The sequence below is a fragment of the Pseudomonas sp. GV047 genome (assembly GCF_003058245.1).
GTDB lineage: Bacteria > Pseudomonadota > Gammaproteobacteria > Pseudomonadales > Pseudomonadaceae > Aquipseudomonas > Aquipseudomonas marginalis.
The window spans coordinates 241,991-267,249 of the sequence record NZ_QCWA01000001.1 but is presented as its reverse complement, the minus strand read 5'-3'; the positions used below and the strand labels follow the sequence as shown (position 1 = coordinate 267,249).

Genomic DNA, 25,259 nt, shown 5'->3' with positions numbered 1-25,259 from the left:
GCGCGACTGCAACATAGTCTTGCCTGGCACTAAGAACCTGCGCTCTACCCCGCCTTCGCCGGGCATCGCAAAGGTCTTGCCTGAGGAGATATGGAATGCTGACTCGCAACAGAAAACCCTGGGTCCTGAGTCTTGCCAGCCTGAGCTGCGCCCTGGCCCTCGCATTGCCCATCAACGCCCATGGCGACGCGCCGACCGGGATGGTGAAAAGCCCCGGCGCGCCGGATATGAGCCAGGCTGAGTTCGACGCCTCCAAGCAGATTTACTTCGAACGCTGCGCCGGCTGCCACGGTGTGTTGCGCAAAGGCGCCACCGGCAAGCCGCTGACCCCGGACATCACCCAGGTCCGTGGCCAGGCGTATCTGGAAGCGCTGATCACCTACGGTTCCCCGGCCGGCATGCCCAACTGGGGCACGTCCAATGCGCTGACCAAGGCGCAGATCACCAGCATGGCCACCTTCATCCAGCACACCGCGCCCACCCCGCCGGAATGGGGCATGGCCGAAACCCTCAAGACCTGGAAAGTGCTGGTCAAGCCCGAAGACCGGCCGAAAAAACAACTGAACACCCTCAACCTGCAAAACCTGTTCTCGGTCACCCTGCGCGACGACGGCAAGATCGCCCTGGTGGACGGCGACACCAAGCAGATCATCAAGCTGATCGACACCGGCTACGCCGTGCATATCTCGCGTATCTCCGCGTCTGGCCGCTACCTGCTGGTGATCGGCCGCGATGCCAAGATCGACATGATCGACCTGTGGCCCCTGGAGCCGACCAAAGTCGCCGAGATCAAGGTGGGCATCGAGGCCCGCTCGGTGGAGACTTCGAAGTTCAAGGGCTACGAAGACAAGTACGCGATTGCCGGTTCCTACTGGCCGCCGCAGTTCACCCTCATGGATGGCGAAACCCTGGAGCCCAGGCAGATCGTGTCCACTCGGGGCATGACCGTCGATAAGCAGGAATACCACCCCGAACCCCGCGTGGCGGCGATCATCGCCTCCCACGAGTGGCCGGAGTTCATCGTCAATATCAAGGAAACCGGCAAGGTGATGCTGGTCAATTACCAGGACATCAAGAACCTCACCATCACCACCATCGACGCCGCGCCGTTCCTGCATGACGGCGGCTGGGACAGCACCCACCGCTACTTCATGACCGCCGCGAACAACTCCAACAAGGTCGCGGTGATCGACTCCAGGGAGCGCAAGCTCACCGCGTTGGTGGAGGTCGGCAAGACCCCGCATCCCGGCCGTGGCGCCAACTTCAATCACCCAAAATATGGGCCGGTATGGGCCACCAGCCACTTGGGCGACGGCGGTATTTCGGTGATCGGCACCGACCCGGTCAAGCACCCGCAATACGCCTGGAAACAGGTGGAATCCCTCAAGGGCCAGGGCGGCGGTTCGCTGTTTATCAAGACCCACCCCAACTCCCATCACCTGTATGTCGACACCACCCTCAACCCCGACGCCAAGCTCAGCCAGTCGGTGGCGGTGTTCGACATCAACCAGTTGGACAAGGGCTACACCGTGCTGCCGATTGCCGAGTATTCGGGCATCAAGCAAGGCGCGCTGCGGGTGGTGCAACCGGAATACAACAAGGCCGGTGACGAGGTGTGGTTCTCGGTGTGGAACGGCCAGACCGAAGAGTCGGCGCTGGTGGTGATCGATGACAAGACCTTGAAGCTCAAGCAGGTGATCCGCGACAAGCGCCTGATCACGCCGACCGGAAAGTTCAACGTCTACAACACCCAACACGACATTTATTGAGCCCCATCAACACGAGGTCACCGAATGAAAAATATGCTCCTCGCACTGCTGGCATCCGCCGCTGCGCTCAGCCTGCAACCGGTGTTGGCACAAGACGGCCCGGGGTTGTTCAACAGCAAACCCTGTGTGGGCTGCCACATGATCGACGGCAAACTGGTGGGGCCGGCCTTGAAGGACGTCGCCGCCAAGAATGCCGGCGTGAAAGACGCAGCCACCACCCTGGCCAGCCACATCAAGAACGGCACCCAGGGCAACTGGGGACCGGTGCCGATGCCGCCGAACCAGGTCACCGATGATGAAGCCAAGGTGTTGGCCGATTGGGTCCTGACCTTGAAATAAGCACAAGGAGCACGCCATGCAAGCATCGATGATCGGTACGGCCATGGCGCTGCTCCTGCTGATTCCCGCGCGGGCAGCGGCCACCCCGGACGCTGCCCGCCTTGAACACCTGTTGACCCAGGATTGCGGGGCCTGCCATGGCCTGCACCTCACCGGCGGCCTGGGCCCGGCCCTCACACCGCAAGCCCTGGCCCACCACAGCCGCGACAGCCTGATCGCCACCGTGACCTACGGCCGCCCCGCCCGCGCCATGCCCGGGTGGGGCCCGCTGCTGAGTGCCGGCGATATTGCCTGGCTGGTCGACCGCCTATTGCAAGGAAGCCCCCCACCATGATGCGTCCCACCCTGTTATCCCTGTGCCTGTTGCTGGGTGCCTGCGCCCAACCTGCATTGCGCGGCAGCGGTGACCTGGGCCTGGTGATCGAACGCGCCAGTGGCAGCGTGCAGATTATCGAGAGCACCGGCATGACCGAACTGGCCCGTATCGAGGGGCTGGGCGACCTGTCCCACGCCTCGGCGGTGTTTTCCCGCGACCAGCGCTATGCCTACGTGTTTGCCCGCGATGGCGGGCTGACCAAGATCGACCTGCTGCGCCAACGCATCGAGCGGCGCATCGTCCAGGGCGGCAACAGCATCGGCGGCGCCATCAGCCAGGATGGGCGCCTGATCGCTGTGTCCAACTACGTGCCGGGCGGGGTCAAGGTGTTCGACGCCGAGAACCTGGCACTCATTGCCGACATCCCCGCGACGGAAATGGCCGATGGCAAGCGCTCGCGGGTAGTCGGCCTGGTGGATGCGCCCGGGCAGCGCTTCGTGTTCAGCCTGTTCGACACCGGCGAGATCTGGAGCGCCGACTTCAGCCACGGCAACCCGCCGCGCATCACCCGCTTCAAGGACGTCGGCGAGCAACCCTATGACGCGCTGATCACCGCCGACGGCCGCTACTACATGGCCGGGCTGTTCGGTGAGGACGGCATGGCCCAGCTCGACCTGTGGCACCCGGAGCGCGGCGTGGTGCGCGTACTCAAGGACTACGGCCGGGGCCAGGCCAAGCTGCCGGTGTACAAGATGCCCCACCTGGAGGGCTGGGCCGTCGCCGATGACCAGGCGTTCGTGCCGGCGGTGGGACGTCACCAGGTGCTGGTGATGGACGCGCGCACCTGGCGGCAGACGGCGGCGATCCCGGTGGCCGGGCAGCCGATCTTTGTCACTGCGCGGCCCGACGGGCGCCAGTTGTGGGTCAACTTCGCCTACCCGGACAACGACCGGGTGCAGGTGCTCGACACCGAAACCCACCAGGTGGTCGCCGACCTGCGCCCCGGCCCCGGTGTGCTGCACATGGAATTCACCGGGCGTGGCGAGCAACTGTGGCTGTCGGTGCGCGATGGCGAACAGTTGCAAGTGTGGGATCCGTACCGCCTGACCCTGCTGAAAAGCCTGCCGGCCCGGAGTCCCAGCGGGATTTTCTTCAGCCTGCGCGCGCAAAAAATGGGGTATTGAAATGGACCTTGATTCGCTCAGCCAGCAATTGATCGAACGCTTCCAGCACGGCATGCCGCTGTGCGCCGAGCCCTACCGCGAAATGGCCCAGGTGCTGGGCTGCAGCGCGGCCGAGGTGATGGCCTGCCTGCAACGCCTGGAACTGGCCGGCGCCTTGTCGCGCATCGGCCCGGTGTTCGAACACTCCCGCGCCGGCGCCAGCACCCTGGCCGCCCTGGCGGTGCCGATCGAGCGCCTGGAACAAGTGGCCGCACGGGTCAGCCAGTACCCGGAGGTCAATCACAACTATGCCCGCGAGCACCGTTACAACCTGTGGTTCGTGCTCACCGGGCCCCACCGCCAGCACCTGCAGCAGATCCTCGACGAGCTGGAGCAAGACACCGGCCTCACGCCCCTGGACCTGCCGATGCTCACCGCCTATCGCATCGACCTTGGATTCTCCCTCGGAGAGCAGCCGTGATCGCGCCACTGAACCACGAGCAGATGCTCGACCTGCGCCAGTGCCTGGAGCGCGGCCTGCCCATCGTGCCACGGCCCTACGACGAGCTCGCCGAGCAGATCGGTGCCCACCACGATCAGGTGCTGCAACAGATGCAGCAATGGCACGACCAGGGCCTGTTCCGTCGCGTCGGCCTGGTGCTCAATCACCGCGCCCTGGGCTATGTGGCCAATGCCATGCTGGTGCTGGATGTGCCGGATGCGCTGGTCGATGAAGTCGGTGCGCGCCTGGGCCGCGCGCCCGGCGTAAACCTGTGTTACCAGCGCCCGCGGCGCCTGCCGCAGTGGCGCTACAACCTGTTCTGCATGGTGCACGGGCGCGAGCGCGCGGTGGTCGAGGCGCAGATCCAGGCGTTGCTGGAGCAGCATCTGCTCAGCGACTTGCCCCACCAACTGCTGTTCAGCACCCGCGCCTTCAAGCAATGCGGTGGGCGTTTCGCGCCGCCGCCGTCACAGGTATGGGCCCATGGATGAGCTGGATCGACAACTGATCAACCGCCTGCAACACGGCCTGCCGCTGGTGCGCCAGCCCTGGCAGCAGGTGGCCGAGGAACTGCATTGCCCTGCGAGCGAACTGCTCGACCGCCTGCACGACTTGCTCGAAGACGGCATGCTCACGCGCTTCGGCCCGATGTTCGATATCGAGCGTCTCGGCGGCGCTTTCACCCTCGCGGCGCTCGCCGTACCCGAGGCGCGCTTTGATGCGGTCGCCGAGCAGCTCAACGCCCTGCCCCAGGTGGCCCACAACTACCGCCGCGAACACCGCTGGAACATGTGGTTCGTGCTGGCCTGCGCCACCGCGCAGGAGCTGGCCGATACCCTGTCGTGCATCGAGGCCCTGACCGGGCTGGCGGTGCTCAACCTGCCGAAGGAGCACACCTACCATGTCGGTCTGTATTTCCCGGTCTGACAACACCCTGGCCCTGCAACTGGTCGCCCTCACCCAAAGCGGCCTGCCGCTGGTGGAGGACCCATGGGCCTGGCTCGCCGAGCAACTGGGCATCAGCGTCGAGTCGACCCTCGACCTGCTCAAGCGCCTGCAGGCCGAAGGTGCGATCCGACGTATCGCCGCGGTGCCCAACCACTACCGCCTGGGCTATCGGCATAACGGCATGACGGTGTGGGACGTGGCCGATGTGCACCTGCCGCGCCTGGGAGAACTGCTCGGCGCCCAGCCGTTTGTCAGCCATTGCTACCGTCGCCCCCGGCGCCCGGACTGGCCCTACAACCTGTTCGCCATGGTGCATGGCCGCAGCCGCGAAGAAATCGACAGCTACCGCGAGCACCTGCGTTTCCTGCTGGGGGAGGCCTGCCGCGCCGACGAGATGCTGGTGAGCAGCCGCATCCTGAAAAAAACCGGCCTGCGCCTGACGCCGGCGCACTCAAAGGAATAGCCCATGCTGCGAATCAGTCAGTACCTGCGCACCCTCGCCGGTCAATGCCCTCCGCCGCGCACCTCGCCCCCTGGCAGTGAGCGGCCGCCGGTGGTGATCTGGAACCTGCTGCGGCGCTGCAATCTCACCTGCAAGCACTGCTACGCCACCAGCGCCGACAGCGTGTTTCGCGATGAGCTCGACACCCCGGCAGCATTGCGGGTGATCGACGATTTGCACGACGCCGGGGTGCGCGTGTTGATCCTGTCCGGGGGCGAGCCGCTGCTGCGCAAAGACCTCTTCGTGCTGAGTGCCTATGCCCGTGACAAAGGTTTTTTCGTCGCACTGTCGACCAACGGCACGCTGATCGATGAGCACAACATCCAGCAGATCGCCGACGCCCGTTTCGACTACGTGGGCATCAGCATCGACGGCCTGGAAGCGACCCACGACGCGTTTCGCCAACTGCACGGCAGTTTCCAGCGCTCCATGCACGCCATCCGCCTGTGCCGCGAAGCCGGGATTCGCGTGGGCCTGCGCACCACCCTGACCCAGGACAACCATGGGCAGCTGCCGCAGTTGCTGGCGCTGATGCGCACCTATGACGTGCAGAAGTTCTACCTGTCGCACCTCAACTACAGCGGGCGCGGCAAACGCAGCCGCCAACTGGATGCGCACCGGCAGATGAGCCGCGAGGCCATGGCGCTGATTTTCCAGCAGGCCTGGAGCGATATTCAACACGGCGTGGACAGCGATTTCGTCAGCGGCAACAACGACGCCGACGCCGTGCTGTTGCTGCAATGGGTGCACCAGCACCTGCCCGAACACTACCCGCAGCTTGAACACCTGCTGCATGCCTGGGGCGGCAATGCCTCGGGCAGCGGCATCGCCAATATCGACAACACCGGCGAGGTGCACCCGGACACCTACTGGTGGCAGCAATCGGTGGGCAATGTGCGCAACACCACCTTCCGCCAACTCTGGCTGGAGCAGCCCGACCCGTTGCTGCTGCGCCTGCGCGAACACCCGCGCAGCATTGGCGGGCGCTGCGCCGAGTGCCGCTGGCTGGCGATCTGCAACGGCAATACCCGCACCCGCGCCTGGGCCGATGGCGACCTGTGGGGCCCGGACCCCGGTTGCTATTTCAGCGACGCCGAGATCGCGCGCCAGCCCCTCAACCTGATCCCTTGCTCGACCACCCGGTGACACAACCGGGGGCCGCCTACCTGATGATGAACCAAGGACGTCCCATGCACACTTCAACTGCCCCCTTCTCCACTGGCCTGCCAGCCAGTCTGCACAGCCCCTTGCACCCCGGCGAAGTCGCGTTGGTGGGCGCCGGCCCCGGTGACCCGCGCCTGCTGACCCTGCGCGCCTGGAGCCTGTTGATGCAGGCCGACGCGGTGGTGTTCGACCGGCTGATCAGTGCCGAACTGCTCGCGCTGATCCCGTTGACCTGCGCCCGTCATTACGTGGGCAAGGCCAGCGGTTGCCACAGCCTGCCCCAGGATCAACTCAATGAACTGCTGGCTGAGTTGGCCGACCAGGGCCAGCGGGTGGTGCGCCTCAAGGGCGGCGACCCGTTTATCTTCGGGCGCGGCGCCGAGGAGCTGGAGTACCTGCTCGCGCGCGGTATCCCGTGCCAGGTGGTGCCGGGCATCACCGCCGCCTCCGGCTGCAGCGCCTATGCCGGTATCCCGCTGACCCACCGCGAGCTGGTCAATTCGTGCCGTTTCGTCACCGGCCACCTGCAACGCGACGGTGCGTTGAAACTGCCATGGGCCAGCCTGGCCGAGCCGAGCCAGACCCTGGTGTTCTACATGGGCCTGTCGAACCTGGCACTGATCGCCGAGCATTTGGTGGCGGCCGGTTTGCCCGGGGACACACCGGCCGCCCTGATCAGCAACGGTGCACGCGCCGATCAACAGGTGGCCCGTGGCACCCTGCGCCAGTTGCCCACCCTGGCCGCCGACTGCGAACCCGGCGTACCGACGCTGACGGTGATCGGCCACGTCGTCAACCTGTTTGCCGACGCCGCCCTGCACTTCCCCGCCAGCCTGGCACCGGCCCGTGAAGCGGTGGCGGTATGAAACGCCTGCTGCTGGTGCCGCTGCTGTGGGCGACGGCCGCACACGCTACGCCCGCGCAGGACTACCGCCAGTATTGCGAAAGCTGCCACGGGCTTAATCGCATCGGCGCCACCGGCCCGGCGCTGCTGCCGGAGAGCCTGGGGCGAATCAAGCCGGATGAAGTGCGCAAGGTCATCGAACAAGGCCGGCCCGCCAGCCAGATGGCCGCGTTCAGTGCGCAACTGAGCGCCGCGCAGATGGATGGGCTGGCGCAGTTTCTGCAACAGCCGCCTGACTCACCGGCGACGTGGAACGAGCATGACATCCGCACCAGCCACAGCGTGCTGGCGGACCTGCGCCAATTGCCGAGCACGCCGCAACATCACGCCGACCCGCTCAACCTGTTTGTGGTGGTGGAGTCCGGCGACCATCACATGGATATTCTCGACGGCGACACCTTTGCCGTGCTGGACCGTTTCCCTACCCACTTCGCGGTGCACGGCGGGCCGAAATTCTCCCCGGACGGACGCTTTGTGTACTTCGCCTCGCGGGACGGCTGGATCAGCCAGTACGACCTGCACAACCTCAAGTTGATCGCCGAGATCCGCGTGGGCCTCAACACCCGCAACCTGGCGGTGAGCAAGGATGGCCGCTGGGTGCTGGCGGGCAATTACCTGCCGGGCAACCTGGTGCTGCTGGATGCGCGCGACCTGTCGCTGGTCAAGACCCTGGACACCGGCTCACGGGTCAGTGCGGTGTACACCGCGCCACCGCGCAACAGCTTTATCGTCGCGCTCAAGGACGTGAACGAGGTCTGGGAATTGTCCTATGCCGATGCTCGGCCCAGTTTCGAGCCCCGGCGCATCCAGACCCAGGATGTGCTCGATGACTTCTCGTTCTCGCCCGATTACCGCCAACTGATCGCCACCTCACGCAAGGCCGGCGGCGGCCAGGTGATCGACCTGGGCAGCGGCCGCGTGGTCACCGATATCCCGCTGTCCGGTATGCCGCACCTGGGCTCGGGGACGTATTGGCAACGCAACGGACAATGGGTGTTTGCCACGCCGAATATCAGCAAGGGGCAAATCTCGGTGATCGACCTCAAGACCTGGAGCCTGATCAAACAGACCCCCACCCTCGGGCCGGGCTTTTTCATGCGCAGCCATGTGAACTCGCGCTATGTGTGGAGCGACGTGTTTTTCGGGCCGGACAATGATGCGATTCACCTGATCGACAAGCAGACCCTCGAGATCGCCCACACCCTGAGGCCAGTGCCGGGCAAGACGGCAGCCCATGTGGAATTCACCCGGGATGGGCGGTATGTGTTGCTGAGCATCTGGGCCACGGAGGGGGCGCTGATTGTGTATGACAGCCAGACGCTCGAGGAGGTGAAGCGCATTCCCATGAATAAGCCGTCGGGCAAGTACAACGTGGGCAATAAGGTGGAGTTTGCGGAAGGGACATCGCATTGAACACGGGTGACAGGCAGGAAGCGGCCAGGTCGTAGAGCGCATGGGCACCGCCGGTCCCCTGTGGGAGATGTCGAGCTTCAGCGAGGCTTCGATGGCGGTGGCACTGCCGGCAGAGATGTTGGCTGACCCACCACTATCGGGGGCAAGCCCCTCCCACATTTGGTCGCGGTTGGCAGGTAGAAAGTGGCCCGGCTGTAGATCTGATGGGCGCCGCTGATCCCTGTGGGAGATGTCGAGCTTTAGCGAGGCTTCGATGGCGGCGGCACAGCTGGTAGAGGTGTTGGCTGACACACTGCTAACGAGGAGTGTCAGACGGTACGGGAGAATTGGCCTTTGTGGGCACCGCCCAGGTAGGCGTCGAAGGCCATGGCCACGCTGCGCACCATCAGTTGGCCCTTGGGCAGCAGTTGCAGCGCGTCGTCCTGGACCAGTAATAAGCCGTCCGCCACTTGCTCGTCCAGCTGCGTCAACGCTTGGGCAAAATACTCATTGAACCGAATGCCATGGGCCGCTTCCACCTGGGCGACATCGACGCGGCCGTCGCACATCAACCCATTGATCACCTCGCGGCGCAGTACGTCATCGGGGTTGAGCCGGTAACCGCGCTGCACCGGCAACATGCCCGCATCGATGCGCGCGTAGTACTGGGACAGCTCCTTGACGCTCTGGCTGTAGCTGTCGCCGACCTTGCCGATGGCCGATACGCCCAGGCCGATCAGGTCGCAATCGGCATGGGTGGAGTAGCCCTGGAAGTTGCGTTGCAGGCTGCCGTTGGCGCGGGCCAGTGCCAGCTCATCGTCGGGCAGGGCGAAGTGGTCCATGCCGATGTAGATGTAACCGGCCTCGGTGAGGCGGCGAATGGTCAGTTCCAGCAGCTCCAGCTTGCGCGCCGGGGGTGGCATGTCTTCGGGACGGATCATGCGCTGGGCGCGGATCTGGCTCGGCAAGTGTGCGTAGCTGTAGGCGGCCACGCGGTCGGGCCGCAGGGCGATCAGCTTGCTCAGGGTCACGTCGAAGCTGGCCACGGTTTGCAGGGGCAGGCCGTAGATCAGGTCGACACTCACCGACTTGAAGCGTGCCTCGCGGGCCGCCGCCACCAGTTGCAGGATCTGCGCTTCGCTTTGCACGCGATTCACGGCGGCCTGTACGTCGGGGTCGAAGTCCTGCACGCCGAAACTCAGGCGATTGAAGCCCAGGCGGCGCAGGGTGTTGATGCGCTCGAGGCTGATGGTGCGCGGGTCGACCTCGATGGAGAACTCATGGGCGTCGCTGTCATCCAGGCTGAAGTTGTCCGCCAGGCAGGCCATCAGTTCGGCCAGTTGCGCATCGTCCAGATACGTCGGGGTGCCGCCGCCCAGGTGCAACTGGGTCAGGCGCCGCGAGCGCTCGAACAACGCGCCCTGCATCTGGATCTCGCGCTTGAGGTACGCCACATACTCGACGGCGCGATGGGTCTTGCGGGTGATGATCTTGTGGCAGCCGCAGTAGTAGCAAAGGCTCTGGCAGAACGGAATGTGGATGTACACCGACAACGCCTTGGGCGCGGCGAGTTGGTGACTGGCGCGCACGGCCTGGTGATAGTCGTCCAGGGCAAACGCGCTGTTGAACTGCGGCGCGGTCGGGTACGAGGTGTAGCGCGGCCCCGGGCGGTCGTATTTGTGCACCAGGGCACGGTCGAACTCAAACGCCGTCATGGTCGATCACCTCGTCGTTGGCGCTGACGGGGGTGGTCAGGGGCTGGGTGACGTACAGACGCGCCGGGTCGGCGGTTTCGTGAAACCCGCCACAACAGGTGGCGAGCTGGCCGTTGCTCAGCTGAGCGCAGTACTCACGGGCATCCAGGGTGTTCTGGACACACAGCGTGTCGATCTGGCTGATGGCCCCCAGGCCAAAGCCGATGTGATCGCAGTAGCCGTGCAGGGTGAAGCCTTCGCAATTACGGCTGAGGCGGCCGCGCTCCTGGGCCTGTTTGAGGTCATCGTCGGTGCGGGCGAACTGGCCCAGGCCGATGTAGTGGTACCCGGCGGCGGCCAGGTGTTCAAAACCGCTGCGGCGCATCGCGCGTTTATCCGCCGCGCTGCAAAACGCCTGGGATTGCCGGCCCTGGTAGCGCACCGGTGGCTGGGCGTAATCGAACAGTTGCAGGCGGTCAGGCTCCAGGGCGATCAGGCTGGCCAGTTTCTGCTCGAAACTGGCCGGCGTCTGCCAGGCATGGCCGTAGCCGAGGTCGATGTTCACTGAGCGAAACCCGAAGGTCCGCGCCGCATCCACCAGCGACTCGATGGGCGCCGGGTCCTGATAGCGTGCCTGGGACAGCGGCCCGTCCCGGTTGGCGTCGGGCACGCCGATGCTGGCGTGGTTGAAACCCTGGTCGCGCAACAGGCCCATGGTGGCCCAGTCGATGTGCCAGGGGTCGAGGTCGATTCGGTAGTCGCCACGGTCGTGGTCGAGAAAGTTGAAGCGGCTGTGCAGGTGTTCCAGCACCGTGCACACCTGCTCGATCGTCGGTGTGGTGCCGCGCAGGTGAAAGTGCTCGACTGGTTGGCGCGGGCCGAGCTGGCAGCCGATCAGCTGGATTTCCTGGGTGAGGCTCTGCAGGTACTCAGCGCCGGCATCGCTTGCCGGCCAGTGCAGGTTCAGCGCCAGGGGCCGCTGGCGCTGGCGGCTGTCGCGCAGGGCGCGCAGCAGGTCGAGCGAGCCGACGCCGGCATGGAAGCGGCGCGTGTCCGTCTGGCACGCCAGGTCCAGCACGCCCTGGTCCTGACGAAAGCGGGTGGGATGAAGATGGGTGCGCATGGCGGACTCCGGAACGGGCGGCGGTGGTCCATTGTCCGGTGCGACCGCTGCGCGCACCTTGATATGCATCAAGGTCGTTACCAGCTGAGGTAAAACATGCCCTTGGCCAGCAGCACAATGGCGACCATGTGCACAAACAAGCTCAGGTGAATGAAATGGCTATAGCGCGCACTGACCTTGCCCCGGCGCATCCGCGCCATGGTCACCAGGAAGTGCAGCAGCACACTGGCGGCCAGGATCAACTTGAGGCTCAGCAACGTGCCGAACGCGGACGCCAGCGGGGCCGACAACGCCGGTAGGTAGCGCAGCCAGACCATGCCGAGCCCGGCGCCGAACAGCACCAGCAACACCCACGGCATCAACACCCGGGCACGCCGGGCGACGCCCTGCTCCACCAGCACCGTCACCCGCATCGGCAAGTGCTGGTGCAGGTGCCCGAGGATCAGCACTTCGAAGAACACCGTGCCGATAAAGATCAGCGCGGCGAACAGGTGGGCCAATAGCAACAGGAGGTAGAGCATGCAAGCCTCGCAGAGGGACCGGCCGTGGGGAGCCCAGTGTGCGGGCTGGCGCACGGGGCGGCCTTGATGCCGGTCAAGCGTTGCTCCTGCCGGGCTTACAGCAACGGCAGGCTGTAGCTGACGATCAGCCGCGTCTCATCCTTGTCGGCGGTGTCATTGCCGCGCAGCACGGCGCTGCGCCAGGTCAGGCCCAGGCCCTTGAACGTGCCCGTGGGGATCACGTAGTCGACACGCACATCGCGCTCCCACTCGCTGTTGTCGCGACGCGCCGCGCGGATGTTGCTGCCGTGGATATAGGTCACGCTCGACTTCAGGCCCGGAACGCCCAGGCCGGTAAAGTCATAGGTGTAGTTACCCACCGTCGCCTGTTCGCCGGCGTTGACGAACTTCAACGACTGGGCGTTGGTGATCAGGTACAGCGAACGGCCCTGGCCCTGGTTGATGTGGGGAAAGTCACTTGCGCCGGTGGTTTTCTGATACCCCAGGCCCACGGAATGCCCGTGCACGCCATAGGTCAACATCGCGCTCCACAGGCGGTTGTCGACCTTGCCCGAGTTGACGCCCGGCGCGTAATACCCGGAACTCACATAGCCTTCATCGCGCCCGGCGGCGCTGCCGTTCTTGCCGTCGGCGGTGCTGTAGAAGTAACGCAGATCGGTCTTGAGCTGCCCCACCGGCAACTGCCAGTTGTGCACCAGGCCGACGAAATGCTGCTGGTAGAAATTCTCCAGGGTCGCGTAGTAGTACTGCACTTGCAGTTGCCTGCTGACGGCGTAATCCACCCCGCCGTAGTAGAACTGGTTGCTGAACCGGCCCTTGGCCGGGTCGTTGGCCCCGGCGATCGACAGGCCCTGGCCGTTGCTGGAGTTGCGGTCGAGCACCTGCTCCATTTTGCCGGCGATCAGGTTGAAGTCCTTGAGGTCCCTGGAGTCGACCTGATAGCCACGGAAGGTCTGCGGCAACAAGCGGCCGTCTTCGGACATCAGCACCGGCATCTTCGGCATCAGGGTGCCGACCTTGAGCTGGGTTTGCGAGATGCGCACCTTGCCGGTGGCGCCGGTCTTGCTGAAGTCATGGGCGGCCTTGCCATCGGACAACGGGAAGACGCTGCCGGGGGTGTTGTCTTCACCGGCCTTGCCGGCGCGCCCCGAGGCATCCAGGCGCAGGCCATACATGGCCTGCAGGTCCAGGCCGAAGCCCACCAGGCCCTCGGTGAAACCGGACTGGTAGTTGAACATGAAGGCCTGGCCCCACTCTCTGTCCGACGGCGCCCTGGTGTTGCGGGTGTCCTGGTTGTAATAGAAATTGCGCAGGTCGAGGGTGGCTTTGCTGTCATCGATAAAACCCGATGCAGCCGCCTGCTGCGCGGCGCCGAAGGAGACGGCGAGCGCCAGGCACGTGGTGTGTTTCATGAAGGCTCCGTGAAGTGATTGAGGCGACCCCGTTACAGCCCAACCCTGTTGTTTGTCGGTCGGGTGGTGCTGCATTCAACGGGTGCGCGCACGGTATAGCCTTGGGCCGTGGGGAAACAGCCGCCAAAACCGTCAATCACTGTTGCGCTTTACGTAACAATCCCGCTCGTTCAAGGCACCGGCAACCAGCCCTGGAAGACCCCTGGGGAGGCGAGCGGACACCAGGCAAAATCCCATTGCGTGGCGGGGAGTGCCTGTTGTTCGGCGGCGGCACTGCGCACGTCCTTCCAATCGAACACCATCAAGCCCTGCCAGGCCAGGACCACCCCCTGGGCCTGGCTGTCATCCGTACTGATCCAACGCGCCGCCGCAGCGGCCATGAAGGTCTCGATGGGCTCTTCATCAATCTGCCCGCGATACGGCGACGCCAGCAGCCAACGGCACAGGTTCAGGTGCCAGGTCCAGTCCTGGGCCGGCTGGTTGCGATAGGCCCAGGTCATGAAGCTGCGAAACAGGTTCAGGCCCTCGGGCGGGTCGAGCTTGAGCAGCGTCGGGCAGATGTCGAACAGGGTGTGCCAATACGGCAACAGGCGTGCATCCAGGTGCACAAAGCAGCGGGCATTGCTCGGGTAGTCCGGGCGTGCCGGTTCCGCGCGCAGGCGACGGGACGCCTGGCTGACCAGACGGCTGGCGCCGGCAGGCAAGTGATGGTTCATAAAGCGCACTCACAGTCGTGACGATAGAACGCCCCCTGTTCACAGGAGGCCCAAGGCACACGTCAGAATGCGGGGGATGCGCGGGGGTTGGCCGAAGGCCAGGAATAACGCGGCGGCGCCTTGTTGCGCTGCTCATGGGCCGGGCGTGGGGCCTGCCCCAGGCCCAGCAACCAGGCCAGGCCGATCAGGAACACCAGCGCGACGGTCACGGCGTTGCACACCGGGCAGGCAAAGTAGTTCGAGATGTTACTGGAAAACGGGGCGCCCAGCCCTTTGTCGGAAAGTGGCGCCTGTTGGCCGCCCACTGCGCAGAACGCGCCACCGATGCCATTGAGCTGCTGGCCGGTCATCTGGCCATGGCCCAAACCGCACACGAACAGGTTCATCAGCACGCAGAAGTACAGGGTCCAGACGATCAGGGAACGGTCGGGGCGGCTCGATTTCATGGCGGCGACTCTACCACCAGCGGTGCAAAAGGATGAAATCCAGCGTGCCCCTGTGGCAGAACGTCGCAGATTACGCGGGCTGGCCAGGGTTGGTAGACTTGGCGCCCTCCTCGTTTACTCCTATTCAAAGCCCGCCGAGTTGATTTCGCGCAATGCGGGCGTTTCACAGGATGCACCGTTGATGAGTACGTTATTCACCCGCCGCAAGGTCCTGACCGGCATGGGCCTGTTGGGCCTGGGCCTGCTGGCCGGTTGTGACAACAGCCCCAAGTTGAACTTCAAGTACGGCAAGGACTTGAGCGACAAGATCATGGGCCGCACCTTCAAGCTCAAGAACACCGAGGGCGACACCGTCACCCTCAGTTCCTACCGTGGCCTGATGCCGGTGGTGTTCTTCGGTTTCACCCAGTGCCCGGCCGTGTGCCCGACCACGCTGGCCCGCGCCGCCCAGGCCAAGAAACTGATGGGCCGTGACGGCGAGATCATGCAGGTGATCTTTATCACCCTGGACCCGGAACGCGACACGCCGCAGATCCTCGACAAGTACGTCAAGGCCTTCGACCCCAGCTTCGAAGCGCTGTACGGCACCCCGGAAGAAATCGCCGTGGCCGCCAAGGAGTTCGGGATCTTCTATGAAAAGATCCCCGCCGGCGACACCTACACCCTGTCCCACACGGCCACCAGTTTTGTCTTCGACACCCGTGGCAACCTGCGCCTGGGGTTGCAGGCATCCCTTACCGCTAAAGAGTGCGCAGAAGACCTGCTCACCGTCATGGAGGTCTGCTAATGACTGCCGTTCAACACCTCAAGCGCTTCACCCTCAGCCTCGCCCTGCTGGGTTTCGCCGCCCACGCCAGCGCCCAGGTGCAAGTCACCGACGCCTGGGTGCGCGCCTCGGTGCCGGGCCAACCGTCCAGCGGCGCGTTCATGACCGTGACCGCCGACAGCGACAGCAAGCTGCTCAGCGTGGCCTCGCCGGTGGCCAAGGACGTACAAATCCATGAAATGAGCATGAAGGACGACGTGATGCGCATGGGCCCGGTGGACGCGGTGGCCCTGCCGGCGGGCAAGGCGGTCAAGCTCGACCCGGACGGCTACCACGTGATGCTGATGGGCCTGACCGGCCAGATCAAGGAAGGCGACCAGGTGCCGCTGACGTTGACCGTGGAGAACGCCAAGGGCGAGAAGCAGACCGTTGAGGTTCAGGCCACGGCGCGTGGGCTGGATGGCATGGACCATAGCAAGATGCATTGATGCAGCGGATTGGGGGGGCCTGTTCCTGTGGTGAGGGAGCTTGTTCCCTCACCACAAAGGTCCCCCTTCAATCCACGATAAATAGCTTCGCCCCGACACTCGTCGAGGAACGATGCGCCTCCATGTCATTGCCCACCTGGTAACTCATCCCGGCCGTCAGCGTGAACCGGCGGCCGTCTTCCAGCTCGGTGTGCAACTCGCCTTCCAGGCACAGCAGCACATGCCCGCGCCGGCACCAGTGATCGGCCAGGTAGCCGGGGCTGTAATCCACCCTGCGCACGCGGGTGGTGCCGAAGTGGCAGGTGCGCCATGAGGCACTGCCGCTGACGCCGGGGTGAAGCTCGGGTTCGAGGGTGGACCAGTCGGTGATGCCAAACGGGACAGCGGTGAGTTCCATGGTTTGCTCGGTCGTCAGTTAACGTGGCCTGAGGCTATCCACCTGACAACGTGCGCGATAGACACAGATCCCATGGTTTTGTGGGATACAGGCGAGCGTGCTTGTTATCCTGCCCACCCTGCTCCCAAGGACGCGCGCTGATGCAGATCGACCCCGCCTATATCCTGTTTGAGACCGAGCACTGGCTGCTCAACCATCACCTGGCTTCGAAGCTGCCGGGTTACCTGATGCTGGGTGCCAAGGCGCCTGTTGATTCCCTCGCCGACATGTCGGATGCAGCGCTGGCCGAACTGGGTGGACTGCTGGCGAAAACCCAGCGGGTCATGGAGGCGCAACTCAAGCCCAAGTGGTTGTATATCAGCCGCTATGGGCATCTGCCGGGGTTCCCGCTGCACTTTCATTTCATCCCGGTGTATGACTGGGTGGAGGAAGCATTCTGGCGGGATGAGCGCTATCGGCGGTTGCAAGGCTTGGGTTCCCAGGACCTGGCAAAAACGCTCACCGATGGCGCGGAACTGACGCTGTTTGTGTGGCGGGAGTTTGGTGAGAGCCTGATCCCACCGGTGATCCACGGGCCTTCACTCGCGCAGGTTATCGGCAACTTGCGCGTGCATTTGCGTCACTGATGCAGGTGTTTTTTCATCGGAATACACGCCAACTGCAACCCCGACGGCGAGTGATAAATCGCCTGTTCATCGCCCACGTAGCCGCACGCGCGATAAAAACTCGCGGCATTCAACGTCGCGTCCAGCACCACCTCTTCAATCGCCAGTTCCAGCGCGACCTGCTCAAGGTGATCCAGCATCGCCTTGCCATACCCGCGTCCGGTGAATGCGGGCAACACGAACAGCGCGCCGACTTCGTTGTTGGCCAGGTCGAGCATGCCGGTGGCCACCGGTTCACCGTTCAACCAGCCCAGGTAGAACGGTTTGTCCATCAGCGCGCTGTAGCCGTCCTCGGCCTTGCCACGGGTCCAGAGCGCCATTTGTTCGGCGGTGTAGGCGCCGATGCATTGGCTGCGGATGGCTGCGCGGCGGATGTCAAAAGCGGCGTTGGCGTCGGTGGGGGTGGCGCGTTTTATTTCCAGCATGGGGTCCTTCCTTCATGGATTTCCGTTGCCCGCCCGGGTGAATGAATAACGGAGGTGAGGGAGCTTGCTCCCGCTTTGGCGGGCTCCACACTGCCTCTTGAATGCCGTGCCCCTGACCAACATACATCGAAAACAGCACCCACCACCAAGCCTGGCGCAGACAAAACTGTGGGAGGGGGCTTGCCCCCGATAGCGGTGGATCAGTTATAGATGGGCTGATTGACACGCCGCCATCGGGGGCAAGCCCCCTCCCACAATTTCGATCGGTGTTCTGCGCAGAGTCCCAGCGAGGCCGTTATGATGTGGACTTTCGCTCAACGCCCCAGGAAACGCCTATGCCCGCCCTCACCTTACGCAACGCCCTCCCCGCCGACGCCGCCCGTTGCTACGAGATTGAAATCACCGCCTACGAGGGCGACGAAGCCGCGACCCTGGAAAAGATCGCCACGCGTATTGCGCTATACCCGCAAGGCTTTTTGATCCTGGAAGCCGATAGCGAGGTGGTGGGTTTTATCAACGGCGGCTGCGCCCACGAAGTGATGATGTCGGACGAGGCCTTCAAGGAACTGGTGGGGCATTCGGCCGAGGCGCCGAATGTAGTGATCATGTCGGTGGTGGTCGACCCGACACATCAGGGCAAGGGGTATTCCAAGGTGCTGATGAGCGAGTTCGTGCAGCGCATGCGCGCGATGGGCAAGCGCACGATTCACCTGATGTGCAAGGAACGGCATGTGCCGTTGTACACCCGCATGGGCTACACCTATGTCCAGCCGTCGCCCTCGGATCATGGCGGCATGGCCTGGCATGAAATGCTGATGACGCTTTAACCCACGGAGGGTTTTGCAATGACCGCAGCGCTTATTGAAGTCAGCGACCAGGCCAATCCCGACGCCGAGCGTATTCTCGGCAGCGGCCTGGCTGCGTTCAACGAAGGTATCGCCGGCTACAACGACCGCCTGCCACTGACGGTATTGCTCAAAGATCCCGATACCCGGCAGACCGTCGGCGGCATCACCGGCAAAACCACCCTGGGCATGGCTTTTCTCGACCTGTTCCACCTGCCCGAGGCCCTGCGCGGCACGGGCCTGGGCAGCCGGTTGCTGCACGCCTTTGAGCACGAAGCCCGGCGTCGCGGCTGCGCGAACGCGGTGCTCTATACCCTCAGTTTTCAGGCCCCGGGCTTTTATGAAAAGCATGGGTGGGTGCGGTTCGGGGAGGTCCCGTGTGAACCGGCAGGCAGCAGTCGCGTGTTTCTATCCAAGCGGCTGTAACGTCCAGGGCTTTGCCAGGCAGCCGTTTGCAGCCTGGCGTCAGGCCGAACAACCGCCGGTTACCAACTCCCCGACGCCCCGCCACCGCCACTGGAACCACCGCCCCCCGAGGAACTGCTGCTGGAGCTGGAGCCGCTGGAACCCGAACCGGAGCCACCGCCCGAGCCGGACCCCGAGCCGGAACTGGCAATGCTCTGCACAAACACGATAAACGCCACGAAGGAGGCCACTGGAATCGCCACGATCCAGCCCTGATACCCGTGCCCCAGCAGTGTCCCCGCAGCGACGTAGATGGCCATGACTGCCAGCGCACGCAGGAGGAAAAAGCGCGGGCGCTTTTTCCAGGATGCCCTGATGACGAAGAACAACCCGAGGTACAAGCCCAGCACCAACGCCGCGCCAAACGGCCACACCAGCCAATGGATATAACTGACTTCCACGAACCGGTTGGCGATCACCACCCCGGCGATGTAGGCCAACAGCCCTATCACGCAGTAGAACGCCGTGCGCGCCAGCCACAAGGCGCCGAAGGTGGCGCCGCCGATCAGGAGGGTCAGCGGCAGTACCAGCAGGTACATCGGCCATTCCCGGCCACCGGCGAATACCACCAGCGCCACGGTAACGACTGCCGTGGCGATCAACGCCCCCCGCCAGCCCAGCTTGCGCGCCGCAACCAGCACGCCACCGACGGCACCGCACACGAACGCCAGCAATACCGCAAGCGCCTCAAGACTGCCGCCGTGCCCGGCCACCTGCGGCAAGTCACCGCCATCCACCAGGACAACCAGGTCGTTCACGCCCTGCTCGACACCGCCGGCATAGTCGCCCTGGCGAAAGGCCGGGGTGATGTGTTCTTCAATAATCCGGTGGGCCAGCAGGTCGGTCACCGTGCCCTCCAGGCCGTAGCCCACCTCGATGCGCACCTTGCGATCGTCCTTGGCCACCACCAGCAGGATGCCGTCGTTGACATCCTTGCGCCCCAGTTTCCAGGCGCGGAACAGTTGGTTGGCGTAGTCCTCGATGCTCGCGCCACGGGTGGTGGGCACCAGCAACACCGCCACCTGCGCGCCTTTGCGCTGCTCAAGGGCGGCGAGCTGGTCTTGCAGACGGGTGATGGTGGCGGCGTCGAGGGTGTTGGTGAGGTCGATCACCCGCTGGTCGAGGGCTACGCCGATGGGCGACGTCTCGGCCTGGGCGGTGATAAACAGGCCGGCGGACATCAATACCAGCAGACTCAAGACGGATTGCCGCAACCACCGCATCATGTTTGTTACCTGAAGTTTCTTCCTGAAGGCGCCGACTTTACCCTATCGGCGCTATAACGCGTGACCCAAAGCCATCGACTATCTAAACTGCAGCACACCTAGCAATACGCCATAACTTCGAGATCCCCATGGGCCTACTCCAGCGCAACAACGTCAACGTGATGGGTGACGGGCCCTCGACCCTGGTGTTTTCCCATGGTTTCGGCTGCAACCAGGCCATGTGGAACTGCCTTGCGCCGCAGTTCAAAGAGCGTTTTCGCGTGGTGATGTATGACCTGACGGGCGCAGGCCTGTCCGACCTCAACGCCTTTGACAAGGCCAAGTACAGCGCGCTGGACGGCTATGCCCGCGACTTGAACGAGATCATCGAGGCCTTTGCCGAGGGCCCGGTCATCCTGGTGGGACACTCGGTCAGTGCCATGATCGGCACCCTCGCCGACCGCCTGGCCCCCGGCCGTGTCGCCGCCCATGTGATGATCGGCCCGTCGCCACGCTATATCGATGACGATGGCTACGTGGGCGGTTTCAAGCGCGCCGACATCGACGACCTGCTCGACACCCTCAACAGCAACTACCTCGGCTGGTCCAGCGCCATGGCCCCGGTGATCATGGGAGCCCCCGACCAACCGGCGCTGAGCGACGAGTTGACCGAGAGTTTCTGCCGCACCGAGCCGGAGATCGCCAGGCAGTTCGCGCGCGTGACCTTTATGTCGGACAACCGCCAGGACGTGATCGGCCTGCCCACCCCGGTGCTGATCCTGCAATCGAGTGACGACCTGATCGCCCCGGTGGCCGTGGGTGAATACCTGCACAGCGTGCTGCCCAACAGCACCTATTGCCTGGTGGACAACGTCGGCCATTGCCCGCACATGAGCGCGCCGCAGGCCTGCGCGGCGGCCATGGATGCCTTCCTCGCGCCGTGGATGGCAGCACGTGCCGGCTGATCTGTTCGACAGCGCCGCCTGCGCCCTGGCCGTCACCACGGAAGATGGCACGATCCTGCAGGCCAACGCACGCTTCAGCGACTGGCTGGGGTTCAGCATCGCCGAGCTGCAGGGCCGGCGTTTCCAGGACCTGCTGAGCATGGGCGGGAGGATCTTCCACCAGACTCACCTGGCGCCCATGCTGCGCATGCACGGCAGCGTCACCGAGGTGAAGCTGGACCTGTTGCACCGCGACGGCCACAAGCTGACCGTGCTGCTCAACGGCAACAAACGCGAACAGGCCGGCTCGGTGGTGTACGACCTGGCGCTGTTCGGCACCACCGACCGCGACAAGTACGAGCGCGAGCTGCTCAACGCGCGCCACCTGGCCGAAGCGCTGTTGCAGGAAAAAACCGCCACCGAAGTCGCGCTGCAACAAGCCCAGGCCGAACTGAACGAGGCCTATGCCATCGCCCAGCGGCGCGCCCTGTTTGCCGAGCAGATGGTCGCGATTGTCAGCCATGACCTGAAAAACCCGCTCACGGCGATCCGCATGGCCTCGGACTTTCTCAGCCGTGGCGAACGCACGCCCAAGGAGCGCCAACTGCTGGGGCACATCGGCCAGTCCTCCGAGCGCGCGCAACGGATGATCGCCGACCTGCTGGACTTTACCCAGGCACGGGTCGGCCAGGGCATCACCATCAAGGCGGCGCCGCTGGACCTGCACGAGGTGATCCATCGCGCGGTGGACGAACTGCGCGTGGCGTTCCCCAAGGCAACGCTGAAGCATCACGCACAGGGCCGTGGCGACGCCTGCCTGGATGCCGATCGCGTGCAGCAAATCATCGGCAACCTGGTGGCCAACAGCGTGGCCTATGGCGATCCGCAACAACCGATCACCATCACCTCGCGCCTGGGTGCCGGCGCTTGCGAAGTGGCGGTGCACAACCACGGCACGGCGATTCCGGCAGGTTTGCTGGCCGGGCTGTTCGAGCCCATGACCCGTGGCACCGACCAGGGCAGCGACGTGCGCAGCGTGGGCCTGGGCCTGTATATCGTGCGGGAGTTGGCCAAGGTCCATGGCGGCGATGTAGCGGTGAGTTCCTGTGCCACGGCCGGCACCACCTTCACGGTGATGTTTCAGAACAGGTAGGCGCTGCCCTGCATGATCGGCTCCACACTGCCCGTCAACACCACACCGCCCTGCCCGTCCCAGTGCACCGTGACCGTACCGCCGTCGCACTGCACCTGCACCGTGGCGTCCAGCAAGCCACGACGGATGCCATTGACCACCGCGCCGCAGCAGCACGAACCGGAACCCAGCGGCACGCCGCCGCCACGCTCCCAGATGCGCAGGCGGATATGTCTACGGTCGAGCACCTGCACGAAATGCACATTGGTCCTGGCCGGGAACAGCGGGTGAATTTCCAGCGCCGGGCCGACGGCGGCCGGATCGATGGCGTTGATGTCGGCCACAAAAAACGTGCAATGGGGGTTGCCCATGCTGCACGCCGCCGGGTCGCCCGCCAGCGGTAACCTACCCGTATCCATGGCCTCGGCCAGCGGCACGGCCGACCAGTCCAGGGACGGCGCGCCCATGTTGACCGACACTTGACGATCCGCTACCCGCACGCAGGTCAGCAGGCCCCGGTCGGTGCGCAGCACAACCGAATCGCTGCGGGTTTCATGCATCAAGCGGTCGGCCACCCCACGCGTGGCGCTGCCACAGGTTTGCAGCGGCGTGCCATTGGGGTTCCAGAACTTGACGCGCGCGGCGGCGTCTTCGCAGTCGAGCACCACGGCCAGTTGATTGAAGCCAATGCCGGTGTGGCGATTGCCCAGGCGGCGGGCGACCTCGGGGGTGACAGGGTCGTCCAGGCCACGGCGGTCGATGATGATGAAATCGTCGCCGTGGGCGTGCATCTTTGTGAACGGCAAGGTCATGGGCTGTCCTGGGGTCGACCGGTGGGGGAACGGGAGGATACCCTGAACCGACCCACCCTTATCGAGAGTCAAGCATGCTTATCGTCTTCAGCGGCCTGCCCGGCACCGGCAAGACCACGATTGCCCGCGAGTTGGCGCGCCAGACCGGTGCGGTTTACCTGCGCATCGATGTGATCGAACAGGCGATTCGCGACGCGGGCGTATTGGCAGGTGATGTCGGTGCCAGCGGCTACGGCGTGGCGAATGCGCTGGCGCTGAGTAACTTGCAGTTGGGCCATAGGGTCGTCGCCGATTGCGTGAACCCGGTCGAGGAAAGCCGGGCAGCGTGGACAGCGACGGCCGCGACGGCAGACGTGGCGCTGGTCAATATTCAGGTGGTGTGTACAGACGCACAGGAACACCGGCGCCGGGTGGAAACCCGTACGGGCGACATTCCTGGGTTGACGCCGCCGACTTGGCAGTCGGTATCGGCGCATGAATATGAGCGTTGGGACCAACCCGTGTTGACCCTGGACACGGCCTCCGCGACAGCTACCGAGGCCGTCGCATCGATCGTCGCCCACACGGCAATGCCCTAGAGCACACTCCCCATCGCCTTCATCAACACCAGGTCGCGCCCATAAATATCCGGCGCATACACCAGGTCACCCTGGCCGTCGACCTGCACTGTCCAGTAGCCCAGCAGCACCGGCACCGGGGTGGCCAGCCGGAATTCATGGGTCACGCCGGTGGCCAGCAGTTCATCGGTGCGCGCGCGTTCGGTCGGGCTGACCAGCAGGTCGCGCAGAAGCAGCGGTTGTTCAACCCTCACGCAACCCGAACTGAAGGCCCGCGGGCCCTTGGTGAACAGCGGTTGGCTGGGGGTGTCGTGCAGGTACACCGAGTACGGGTTGGGAAAGCGCATCACGATCTTGCCCAGCGGGTTGCGCGGACCGGCTTCCTGGCGCAGCAGGATATTGCCGGGGCGCGCCCAGTCGATATTTTCCGGCGCCAACGGGTGGCCTTCGGCGTCGAGCACTTGCAGGTTCTGCTGGCGCAGGTATTCGGGGTTGAGGCGGATGGCCGGGAGTTTGTCCTCGCGCATGATGGTGGGCGGGATGGTCCAGGTGGGGTTGAGGGTCAGCCGGGTGATGCGTGACTTGAGCAGCGGCGTCTGGCGTTCGGCGCGGCCCACTTGCAGGCGCGTTTGCCACACCGGGATGCCGCTCTGGTACACGCTCAGTTGCGCGGCGGCCACATTGACCAGCACGCCTTCGGGCTCCAGGTCCTGGGCCAGCCAGCGGAAACGCTCGAGGTTGATGCGCAGTTGTTCGCGGCGCATGGCCGGGCTGATATTGAGTTCGGACACGGTACCGGCGCCGATCACACCGTCCGATTGCAGGGAGTGGCTGAGCTGGAAGGCCTTCACCGCCGCGACCAGTTCCGGACCATATTGTTTGCCCGCGCCCTTGGGCTCCACGGACAGGTAGCCACCGCTGTGGAGCCGACGGGCCAGTTCCGGGACGCGCGGGTCGTCCATGCCGGGACGCAATAACGGGCCGCTGCCGACCGGATCCCAATGGGGCAAGGGTTGCAGGCGCACCGTGGAATAGGCGTTGCGCAGGCTGCGGTACAGGTCGGCGCTGGGGCGCGCCTGGTCAAAGGCTTGCGCCATGTTTTGCAGGCCGAGGGCAGCGAGGGCCAGCACTTCGGTGTCGGGGTCGCGGGTGGGCGGCTGCGAATGCCACAGCGGTTCGAAGCGCGATTGCTGCAGGCGCCCGTAATGCAGATCCTGCAGGGCTTGCAGGTAGTGCTGGCTGATGTCGATGTCGCTGCACAGCACATTGGCCGTGGCATCCGCCGCAGGCAGACTATAGTGGGTGGGGTCCAGCCCGTCATCGGCGAGCAGCTGCAATTGGGCGTGCAGTGCCTCGCGGCGATCATTGGCGGACCACAGCGCCCCATTCCCCTGCTGCTGGTAGAACGCCTGCAGGCGCAGTTGCGCGGCAGCGTCTATCTGCGCGGCAAGGCCGGGGCAGACACCCGGCAGTTGCGCCAGCGCCTGTTGCAGCGGGGCCAGTTCGACCGGCGCCGGCGTCGTGACCGGCAACGGCTCGACCGGCAGCACGTCGGCTGTGGCGACCAATGGTGCAACGAGCAGGCAAATGCTCAAGTAACATGCGTGTTTTTTGAACAATAGCTTTGCTCCAATCCACAGTGGGGGA

Annotated in this window: 30 protein-coding genes; 19 read left to right on the top strand and 11 right to left on the bottom strand. The window is 64.6% G+C overall.

What is annotated here, in order from left to right; genetic code table 11:
- Positions 1-200 precede the first annotated feature (200 nt).
- Genes C8K58_RS01340 through C8K58_RS01290 form a run of 11 tightly spaced genes read left to right on the top strand, consistent with a single transcriptional unit; the run spans position 201 to position 9,020 of the window.
- The gene (locus C8K58_RS01340; RefSeq protein ID WP_256592517.1) at positions 201-1,769 is read left to right on the top strand and encodes a cytochrome D1 domain-containing protein; all 1,569 of its coding nucleotides are present in this window, start codon (positions 201-203) and stop codon (positions 1,767-1,769) included.
- Positions 1,770-1,793: 24 nt separating this feature from the next.
- Positions 1,794-2,108 (top strand): c-type cytochrome, encoded by a 315-nt coding sequence (locus C8K58_RS01335; protein ID WP_098479231.1) that lies wholly within the window; start codon positions 1,794-1,796, stop codon positions 2,106-2,108.
- Positions 2,109-2,124: 16 nt separating this feature from the next.
- Positions 2,125-2,442 carry a cytochrome c gene (locus C8K58_RS01330; RefSeq protein WP_027607199.1) on the top strand — a complete coding sequence of 106 codons (318 nt, stop codon included), beginning with the start codon at positions 2,125-2,127 and terminating at the stop codon, positions 2,440-2,442.
- Entirely contained in the window at positions 2,439-3,608 is a 1,170-nt protein-coding gene (locus tag C8K58_RS01325) for a cytochrome D1 domain-containing protein (RefSeq protein ID WP_092357326.1), read from the top strand. Before C8K58_RS01330 ends, C8K58_RS01325 begins: the two co-directional genes overlap by 4 nt.
- A 1-nt stretch (position 3,609) precedes the next feature.
- Positions 3,610-4,068: an Lrp/AsnC family transcriptional regulator gene (locus tag C8K58_RS01320; RefSeq protein ID WP_027607201.1), complete on the top strand. Its 459-nt coding sequence runs from the start codon at positions 3,610-3,612 to the stop codon at positions 4,066-4,068.
- Complete coding sequence (locus C8K58_RS01315) at positions 4,065-4,580, top strand: Lrp/AsnC family transcriptional regulator (protein WP_027607202.1); 516 nt, start codon at positions 4,065-4,067, stop codon at positions 4,578-4,580. The genes C8K58_RS01320 and C8K58_RS01315 overlap by 4 nt, the downstream gene beginning before the upstream one ends.
- On the top strand, positions 4,573-5,016 hold the full coding sequence (locus C8K58_RS01310) for an Lrp/AsnC family transcriptional regulator (RefSeq protein WP_027607203.1): 444 nt from the start codon (positions 4,573-4,575) through the stop codon (positions 5,014-5,016). The genes C8K58_RS01315 and C8K58_RS01310 overlap by 8 nt, the downstream gene beginning before the upstream one ends.
- Positions 4,991-5,500, top strand: a complete 510-nt coding sequence (locus C8K58_RS01305) for an Lrp/AsnC family transcriptional regulator (RefSeq protein ID WP_027607204.1) — start codon at positions 4,991-4,993, stop codon at positions 5,498-5,500. Before C8K58_RS01310 ends, C8K58_RS01305 begins: the two co-directional genes overlap by 26 nt.
- A 3-nt stretch (positions 5,501-5,503) precedes the next feature.
- Positions 5,504-6,685 carry a heme d1 biosynthesis radical SAM protein NirJ gene (nirJ, locus tag C8K58_RS01300; protein ID WP_027607205.1) on the top strand — a complete coding sequence of 394 codons (1,182 nt, stop codon included), beginning with the start codon at positions 5,504-5,506 and terminating at the stop codon, positions 6,683-6,685.
- A 44-nt stretch (positions 6,686-6,729) separates the two neighbouring features.
- Complete coding sequence (gene cobA, locus C8K58_RS01295) at positions 6,730-7,569, top strand: uroporphyrinogen-III C-methyltransferase (protein WP_098479230.1); 840 nt, start codon at positions 6,730-6,732, stop codon at positions 7,567-7,569.
- Positions 7,566-9,020 carry a nitrite reductase gene (locus C8K58_RS01290; RefSeq protein ID WP_108572782.1) on the top strand — a complete coding sequence of 485 codons (1,455 nt, stop codon included), beginning with the start codon at positions 7,566-7,568 and terminating at the stop codon, positions 9,018-9,020. The genes cobA and C8K58_RS01290 overlap by 4 nt, the downstream gene beginning before the upstream one ends.
- A 308-nt stretch (positions 9,021-9,328) precedes the next feature.
- On the opposite strand, the gene hemN is transcribed toward C8K58_RS01290, so the two are convergent.
- The 6 genes from hemN to C8K58_RS01260 form a co-directional block, all read right to left on the bottom strand.
- Entirely contained in the window at positions 9,329-10,714 is a 1,386-nt protein-coding gene (gene hemN, locus C8K58_RS01285; protein ID WP_027607208.1) for an oxygen-independent coproporphyrinogen III oxidase, read from the bottom strand.
- Positions 10,701-11,816 carry a coproporphyrinogen III oxidase gene (locus C8K58_RS01280; RefSeq protein ID WP_081744468.1) on the bottom strand — a complete coding sequence of 372 codons (1,116 nt, stop codon included), beginning with the start codon at positions 11,814-11,816 and terminating at the stop codon, positions 10,701-10,703. The genes hemN and C8K58_RS01280 overlap by 14 nt, the downstream gene beginning before the upstream one ends.
- A 77-nt stretch (positions 11,817-11,893) precedes the next feature.
- The gene (locus C8K58_RS01275; protein ID WP_098479228.1) at positions 11,894-12,337 is read right to left on the bottom strand and encodes a hypothetical protein; all 444 of its coding nucleotides are present in this window, start codon (positions 12,335-12,337) and stop codon (positions 11,894-11,896) included.
- Between the two features lie 95 nt (positions 12,338-12,432).
- Positions 12,433-13,749 carry an OprD family outer membrane porin gene (locus tag C8K58_RS01270; RefSeq protein WP_092357338.1) on the bottom strand — a complete coding sequence of 439 codons (1,317 nt, stop codon included), beginning with the start codon at positions 13,747-13,749 and terminating at the stop codon, positions 12,433-12,435.
- 170 nt (positions 13,750-13,919) lie between these two features.
- A complete protein-coding gene (locus C8K58_RS01265) occupies positions 13,920-14,465 on the bottom strand; it encodes a putative natural product biosynthesis protein (RefSeq protein WP_108572781.1) in 546 nt (181 codons plus the stop codon).
- 62 nt (positions 14,466-14,527) lie between these two features.
- The gene (locus C8K58_RS01260; RefSeq protein ID WP_108572780.1) at positions 14,528-14,911 is read right to left on the bottom strand and encodes a DUF2946 domain-containing protein; all 384 of its coding nucleotides are present in this window, start codon (positions 14,909-14,911) and stop codon (positions 14,528-14,530) included.
- Between the two features lie 181 nt (positions 14,912-15,092).
- On the opposite strand from C8K58_RS01260, the gene C8K58_RS01255 reads away from it, so the two are divergent.
- Positions 15,093-15,698 carry an SCO family protein gene (locus tag C8K58_RS01255; protein ID WP_027607213.1) on the top strand — a complete coding sequence of 202 codons (606 nt, stop codon included), beginning with the start codon at positions 15,093-15,095 and terminating at the stop codon, positions 15,696-15,698.
- The gene (locus C8K58_RS01250) at positions 15,698-16,165 is read left to right on the top strand and encodes a copper chaperone PCu(A)C (protein WP_108572778.1); all 468 of its coding nucleotides are present in this window, start codon (positions 15,698-15,700) and stop codon (positions 16,163-16,165) included. Before C8K58_RS01255 ends, C8K58_RS01250 begins: the two co-directional genes overlap by 1 nt.
- 67 nt (positions 16,166-16,232) lie before the next feature.
- Here C8K58_RS01250 and C8K58_RS01245 read toward each other — a convergent pair whose 3' ends face one another.
- Complete coding sequence (locus C8K58_RS01245; protein WP_092357344.1) at positions 16,233-16,562, bottom strand: DHCW motif cupin fold protein; 330 nt, start codon at positions 16,560-16,562, stop codon at positions 16,233-16,235.
- A 140-nt stretch (positions 16,563-16,702) separates the two neighbouring features.
- On the opposite strand from C8K58_RS01245, the gene C8K58_RS01240 reads away from it, so the two are divergent.
- Positions 16,703-17,188 (top strand): HIT family protein, encoded by a 486-nt coding sequence (locus tag C8K58_RS01240; protein WP_098479226.1) that lies wholly within the window; start codon positions 16,703-16,705, stop codon positions 17,186-17,188.
- On the opposite strand, the gene C8K58_RS01235 is transcribed toward C8K58_RS01240, so the two are convergent.
- The gene (locus C8K58_RS01235) at positions 17,182-17,652 is read right to left on the bottom strand and encodes a GNAT family N-acetyltransferase (RefSeq protein ID WP_108572776.1); all 471 of its coding nucleotides are present in this window, start codon (positions 17,650-17,652) and stop codon (positions 17,182-17,184) included. The genes C8K58_RS01240 and C8K58_RS01235 overlap by 7 nt on opposite strands.
- A gap of 335 nt (positions 17,653-17,987) precedes the next feature.
- On the opposite strand from C8K58_RS01235, the gene C8K58_RS01230 reads away from it, so the two are divergent.
- The gene (locus tag C8K58_RS01230) at positions 17,988-18,479 is read left to right on the top strand and encodes a GNAT family N-acetyltransferase (protein ID WP_108572774.1); all 492 of its coding nucleotides are present in this window, start codon (positions 17,988-17,990) and stop codon (positions 18,477-18,479) included.
- 18 nt (positions 18,480-18,497) lie between these two features.
- Positions 18,498-18,923, top strand: a complete 426-nt coding sequence (locus C8K58_RS01225; RefSeq protein WP_108572772.1) for an N-acetyltransferase — start codon at positions 18,498-18,500, stop codon at positions 18,921-18,923.
- Positions 18,924-18,982: 59 nt separating this feature from the next.
- On the opposite strand, the gene C8K58_RS01220 is transcribed toward C8K58_RS01225, so the two are convergent.
- Entirely contained in the window at positions 18,983-20,188 is a 1,206-nt protein-coding gene (locus C8K58_RS01220; RefSeq protein ID WP_108572769.1) for a YgcG family protein, read from the bottom strand.
- A 128-nt stretch (positions 20,189-20,316) separates the two neighbouring features.
- Between C8K58_RS01220 and C8K58_RS01215 the strand changes: the two genes are divergently transcribed.
- Together C8K58_RS01215 and C8K58_RS01210 are read left to right on the top strand one after the other, a co-directional pair.
- Positions 20,317-21,132, top strand: coding sequence for an alpha/beta fold hydrolase (locus C8K58_RS01215; protein ID WP_108572768.1), 816 nt, complete (start codon positions 20,317-20,319; stop codon positions 21,130-21,132).
- The gene (locus C8K58_RS01210) at positions 21,122-22,264 is read left to right on the top strand and encodes a PAS domain-containing sensor histidine kinase (protein WP_098479222.1); all 1,143 of its coding nucleotides are present in this window, start codon (positions 21,122-21,124) and stop codon (positions 22,262-22,264) included. The genes C8K58_RS01215 and C8K58_RS01210 overlap by 11 nt, the downstream gene beginning before the upstream one ends.
- On the opposite strand, the gene dapF is transcribed toward C8K58_RS01210, so the two are convergent.
- Positions 22,252-23,055 (bottom strand): diaminopimelate epimerase, encoded by an 804-nt coding sequence (dapF, locus tag C8K58_RS01205; protein ID WP_098479221.1) that lies wholly within the window; start codon positions 23,053-23,055, stop codon positions 22,252-22,254. The two genes, C8K58_RS01210 and dapF, sit on opposite strands and share 13 nt — an antisense overlap.
- A gap of 74 nt (positions 23,056-23,129) precedes the next feature.
- On the opposite strand from dapF, the gene C8K58_RS01200 reads away from it, so the two are divergent.
- Entirely contained in the window at positions 23,130-23,633 is a 504-nt protein-coding gene (locus C8K58_RS01200) for an AAA family ATPase (protein WP_098479220.1), read from the top strand.
- Here C8K58_RS01200 and C8K58_RS01195 read toward each other — a convergent pair.
- The gene (locus tag C8K58_RS01195; protein WP_108572766.1) at positions 23,630-25,231 is read right to left on the bottom strand and encodes a murein L,D-transpeptidase; all 1,602 of its coding nucleotides are present in this window, start codon (positions 25,229-25,231) and stop codon (positions 23,630-23,632) included. The genes C8K58_RS01200 and C8K58_RS01195 overlap by 4 nt on opposite strands.
- Positions 25,232-25,259: the final 28 nt, after the last annotated feature.

Excerpts from the sequence above, each read along its gene's own strand:
- C8K58_RS01310 (WP_027607203.1), top strand. The coding sequence starts at position 4,573 with ATGGATGAGCTGGATCGACAACTGATCAACCGCCTGCAACACGGCCTG.
- C8K58_RS01215 (WP_108572768.1), top strand. The coding sequence starts at position 20,317 with ATGGGCCTACTCCAGCGCAACAACGTCAACGTGATGGGTGACGGGCCC.
- C8K58_RS01325 (WP_092357326.1), top strand. The coding sequence starts at position 2,439 with ATGATGCGTCCCACCCTGTTATCCCTGTGCCTGTTGCTGGGTGCCTGC.
- C8K58_RS01335 (WP_098479231.1), top strand. The coding sequence starts at position 1,794 with ATGAAAAATATGCTCCTCGCACTGCTGGCATCCGCCGCTGCGCTCAGC.
- C8K58_RS01220 (WP_108572769.1), bottom strand. The coding sequence starts at position 20,188 with ATGATGCGGTGGTTGCGGCAATCCGTCTTGAGTCTGCTGGTATTGATG.
- C8K58_RS01320 (WP_027607201.1), top strand. The coding sequence starts at position 3,610 with ATGGACCTTGATTCGCTCAGCCAGCAATTGATCGAACGCTTCCAGCAC.
- C8K58_RS01260 (WP_108572780.1), bottom strand. The coding sequence starts at position 14,911 with ATGAAATCGAGCCGCCCCGACCGTTCCCTGATCGTCTGGACCCTGTAC.
- C8K58_RS01230 (WP_108572774.1), top strand. The coding sequence starts at position 17,988 with ATGCCCGCCCTCACCTTACGCAACGCCCTCCCCGCCGACGCCGCCCGT.
- C8K58_RS01330 (WP_027607199.1), top strand. The coding sequence starts at position 2,125 with ATGCAAGCATCGATGATCGGTACGGCCATGGCGCTGCTCCTGCTGATT.
- C8K58_RS01305 (WP_027607204.1), top strand. The coding sequence starts at position 4,991 with ATGTCGGTCTGTATTTCCCGGTCTGACAACACCCTGGCCCTGCAACTG.
- C8K58_RS01265 (WP_108572781.1), bottom strand. The coding sequence starts at position 14,465 with ATGAACCATCACTTGCCTGCCGGCGCCAGCCGTCTGGTCAGCCAGGCG.
- C8K58_RS01290 (WP_108572782.1), top strand. The coding sequence starts at position 7,566 with ATGAAACGCCTGCTGCTGGTGCCGCTGCTGTGGGCGACGGCCGCACAC.
- C8K58_RS01240 (WP_098479226.1), top strand. The coding sequence starts at position 16,703 with ATGCAGATCGACCCCGCCTATATCCTGTTTGAGACCGAGCACTGGCTG.
- dapF (WP_098479221.1), bottom strand. The coding sequence starts at position 23,055 with ATGACCTTGCCGTTCACAAAGATGCACGCCCACGGCGACGATTTCATC.
- C8K58_RS01280 (WP_081744468.1), bottom strand. The coding sequence starts at position 11,816 with ATGCGCACCCATCTTCATCCCACCCGCTTTCGTCAGGACCAGGGCGTG.
- cobA (WP_098479230.1), top strand. The coding sequence starts at position 6,730 with ATGCACACTTCAACTGCCCCCTTCTCCACTGGCCTGCCAGCCAGTCTG.
- C8K58_RS01340 (WP_256592517.1), top strand. The coding sequence starts at position 201 with ATGGTGAAAAGCCCCGGCGCGCCGGATATGAGCCAGGCTGAGTTCGAC.
- C8K58_RS01200 (WP_098479220.1), top strand. The coding sequence starts at position 23,130 with ATGCTTATCGTCTTCAGCGGCCTGCCCGGCACCGGCAAGACCACGATT.
- C8K58_RS01250 (WP_108572778.1), top strand. The coding sequence starts at position 15,698 with ATGACTGCCGTTCAACACCTCAAGCGCTTCACCCTCAGCCTCGCCCTG.
- C8K58_RS01245 (WP_092357344.1), bottom strand. The coding sequence starts at position 16,562 with ATGGAACTCACCGCTGTCCCGTTTGGCATCACCGACTGGTCCACCCTC.
- hemN (WP_027607208.1), bottom strand. The coding sequence starts at position 10,714 with ATGACGGCGTTTGAGTTCGACCGTGCCCTGGTGCACAAATACGACCGC.
- C8K58_RS01225 (WP_108572772.1), top strand. The coding sequence starts at position 18,498 with ATGACCGCAGCGCTTATTGAAGTCAGCGACCAGGCCAATCCCGACGCC.
- C8K58_RS01270 (WP_092357338.1), bottom strand. The coding sequence starts at position 13,749 with ATGAAACACACCACGTGCCTGGCGCTCGCCGTCTCCTTCGGCGCCGCG.
- C8K58_RS01255 (WP_027607213.1), top strand. The coding sequence starts at position 15,093 with ATGAGTACGTTATTCACCCGCCGCAAGGTCCTGACCGGCATGGGCCTG.
- C8K58_RS01275 (WP_098479228.1), bottom strand. The coding sequence starts at position 12,337 with ATGCTCTACCTCCTGTTGCTATTGGCCCACCTGTTCGCCGCGCTGATC.
- C8K58_RS01235 (WP_108572776.1), bottom strand. The coding sequence starts at position 17,652 with ATGCTGGAAATAAAACGCGCCACCCCCACCGACGCCAACGCCGCTTTT.
- nirJ (WP_027607205.1), top strand. The coding sequence starts at position 5,504 with ATGCTGCGAATCAGTCAGTACCTGCGCACCCTCGCCGGTCAATGCCCT.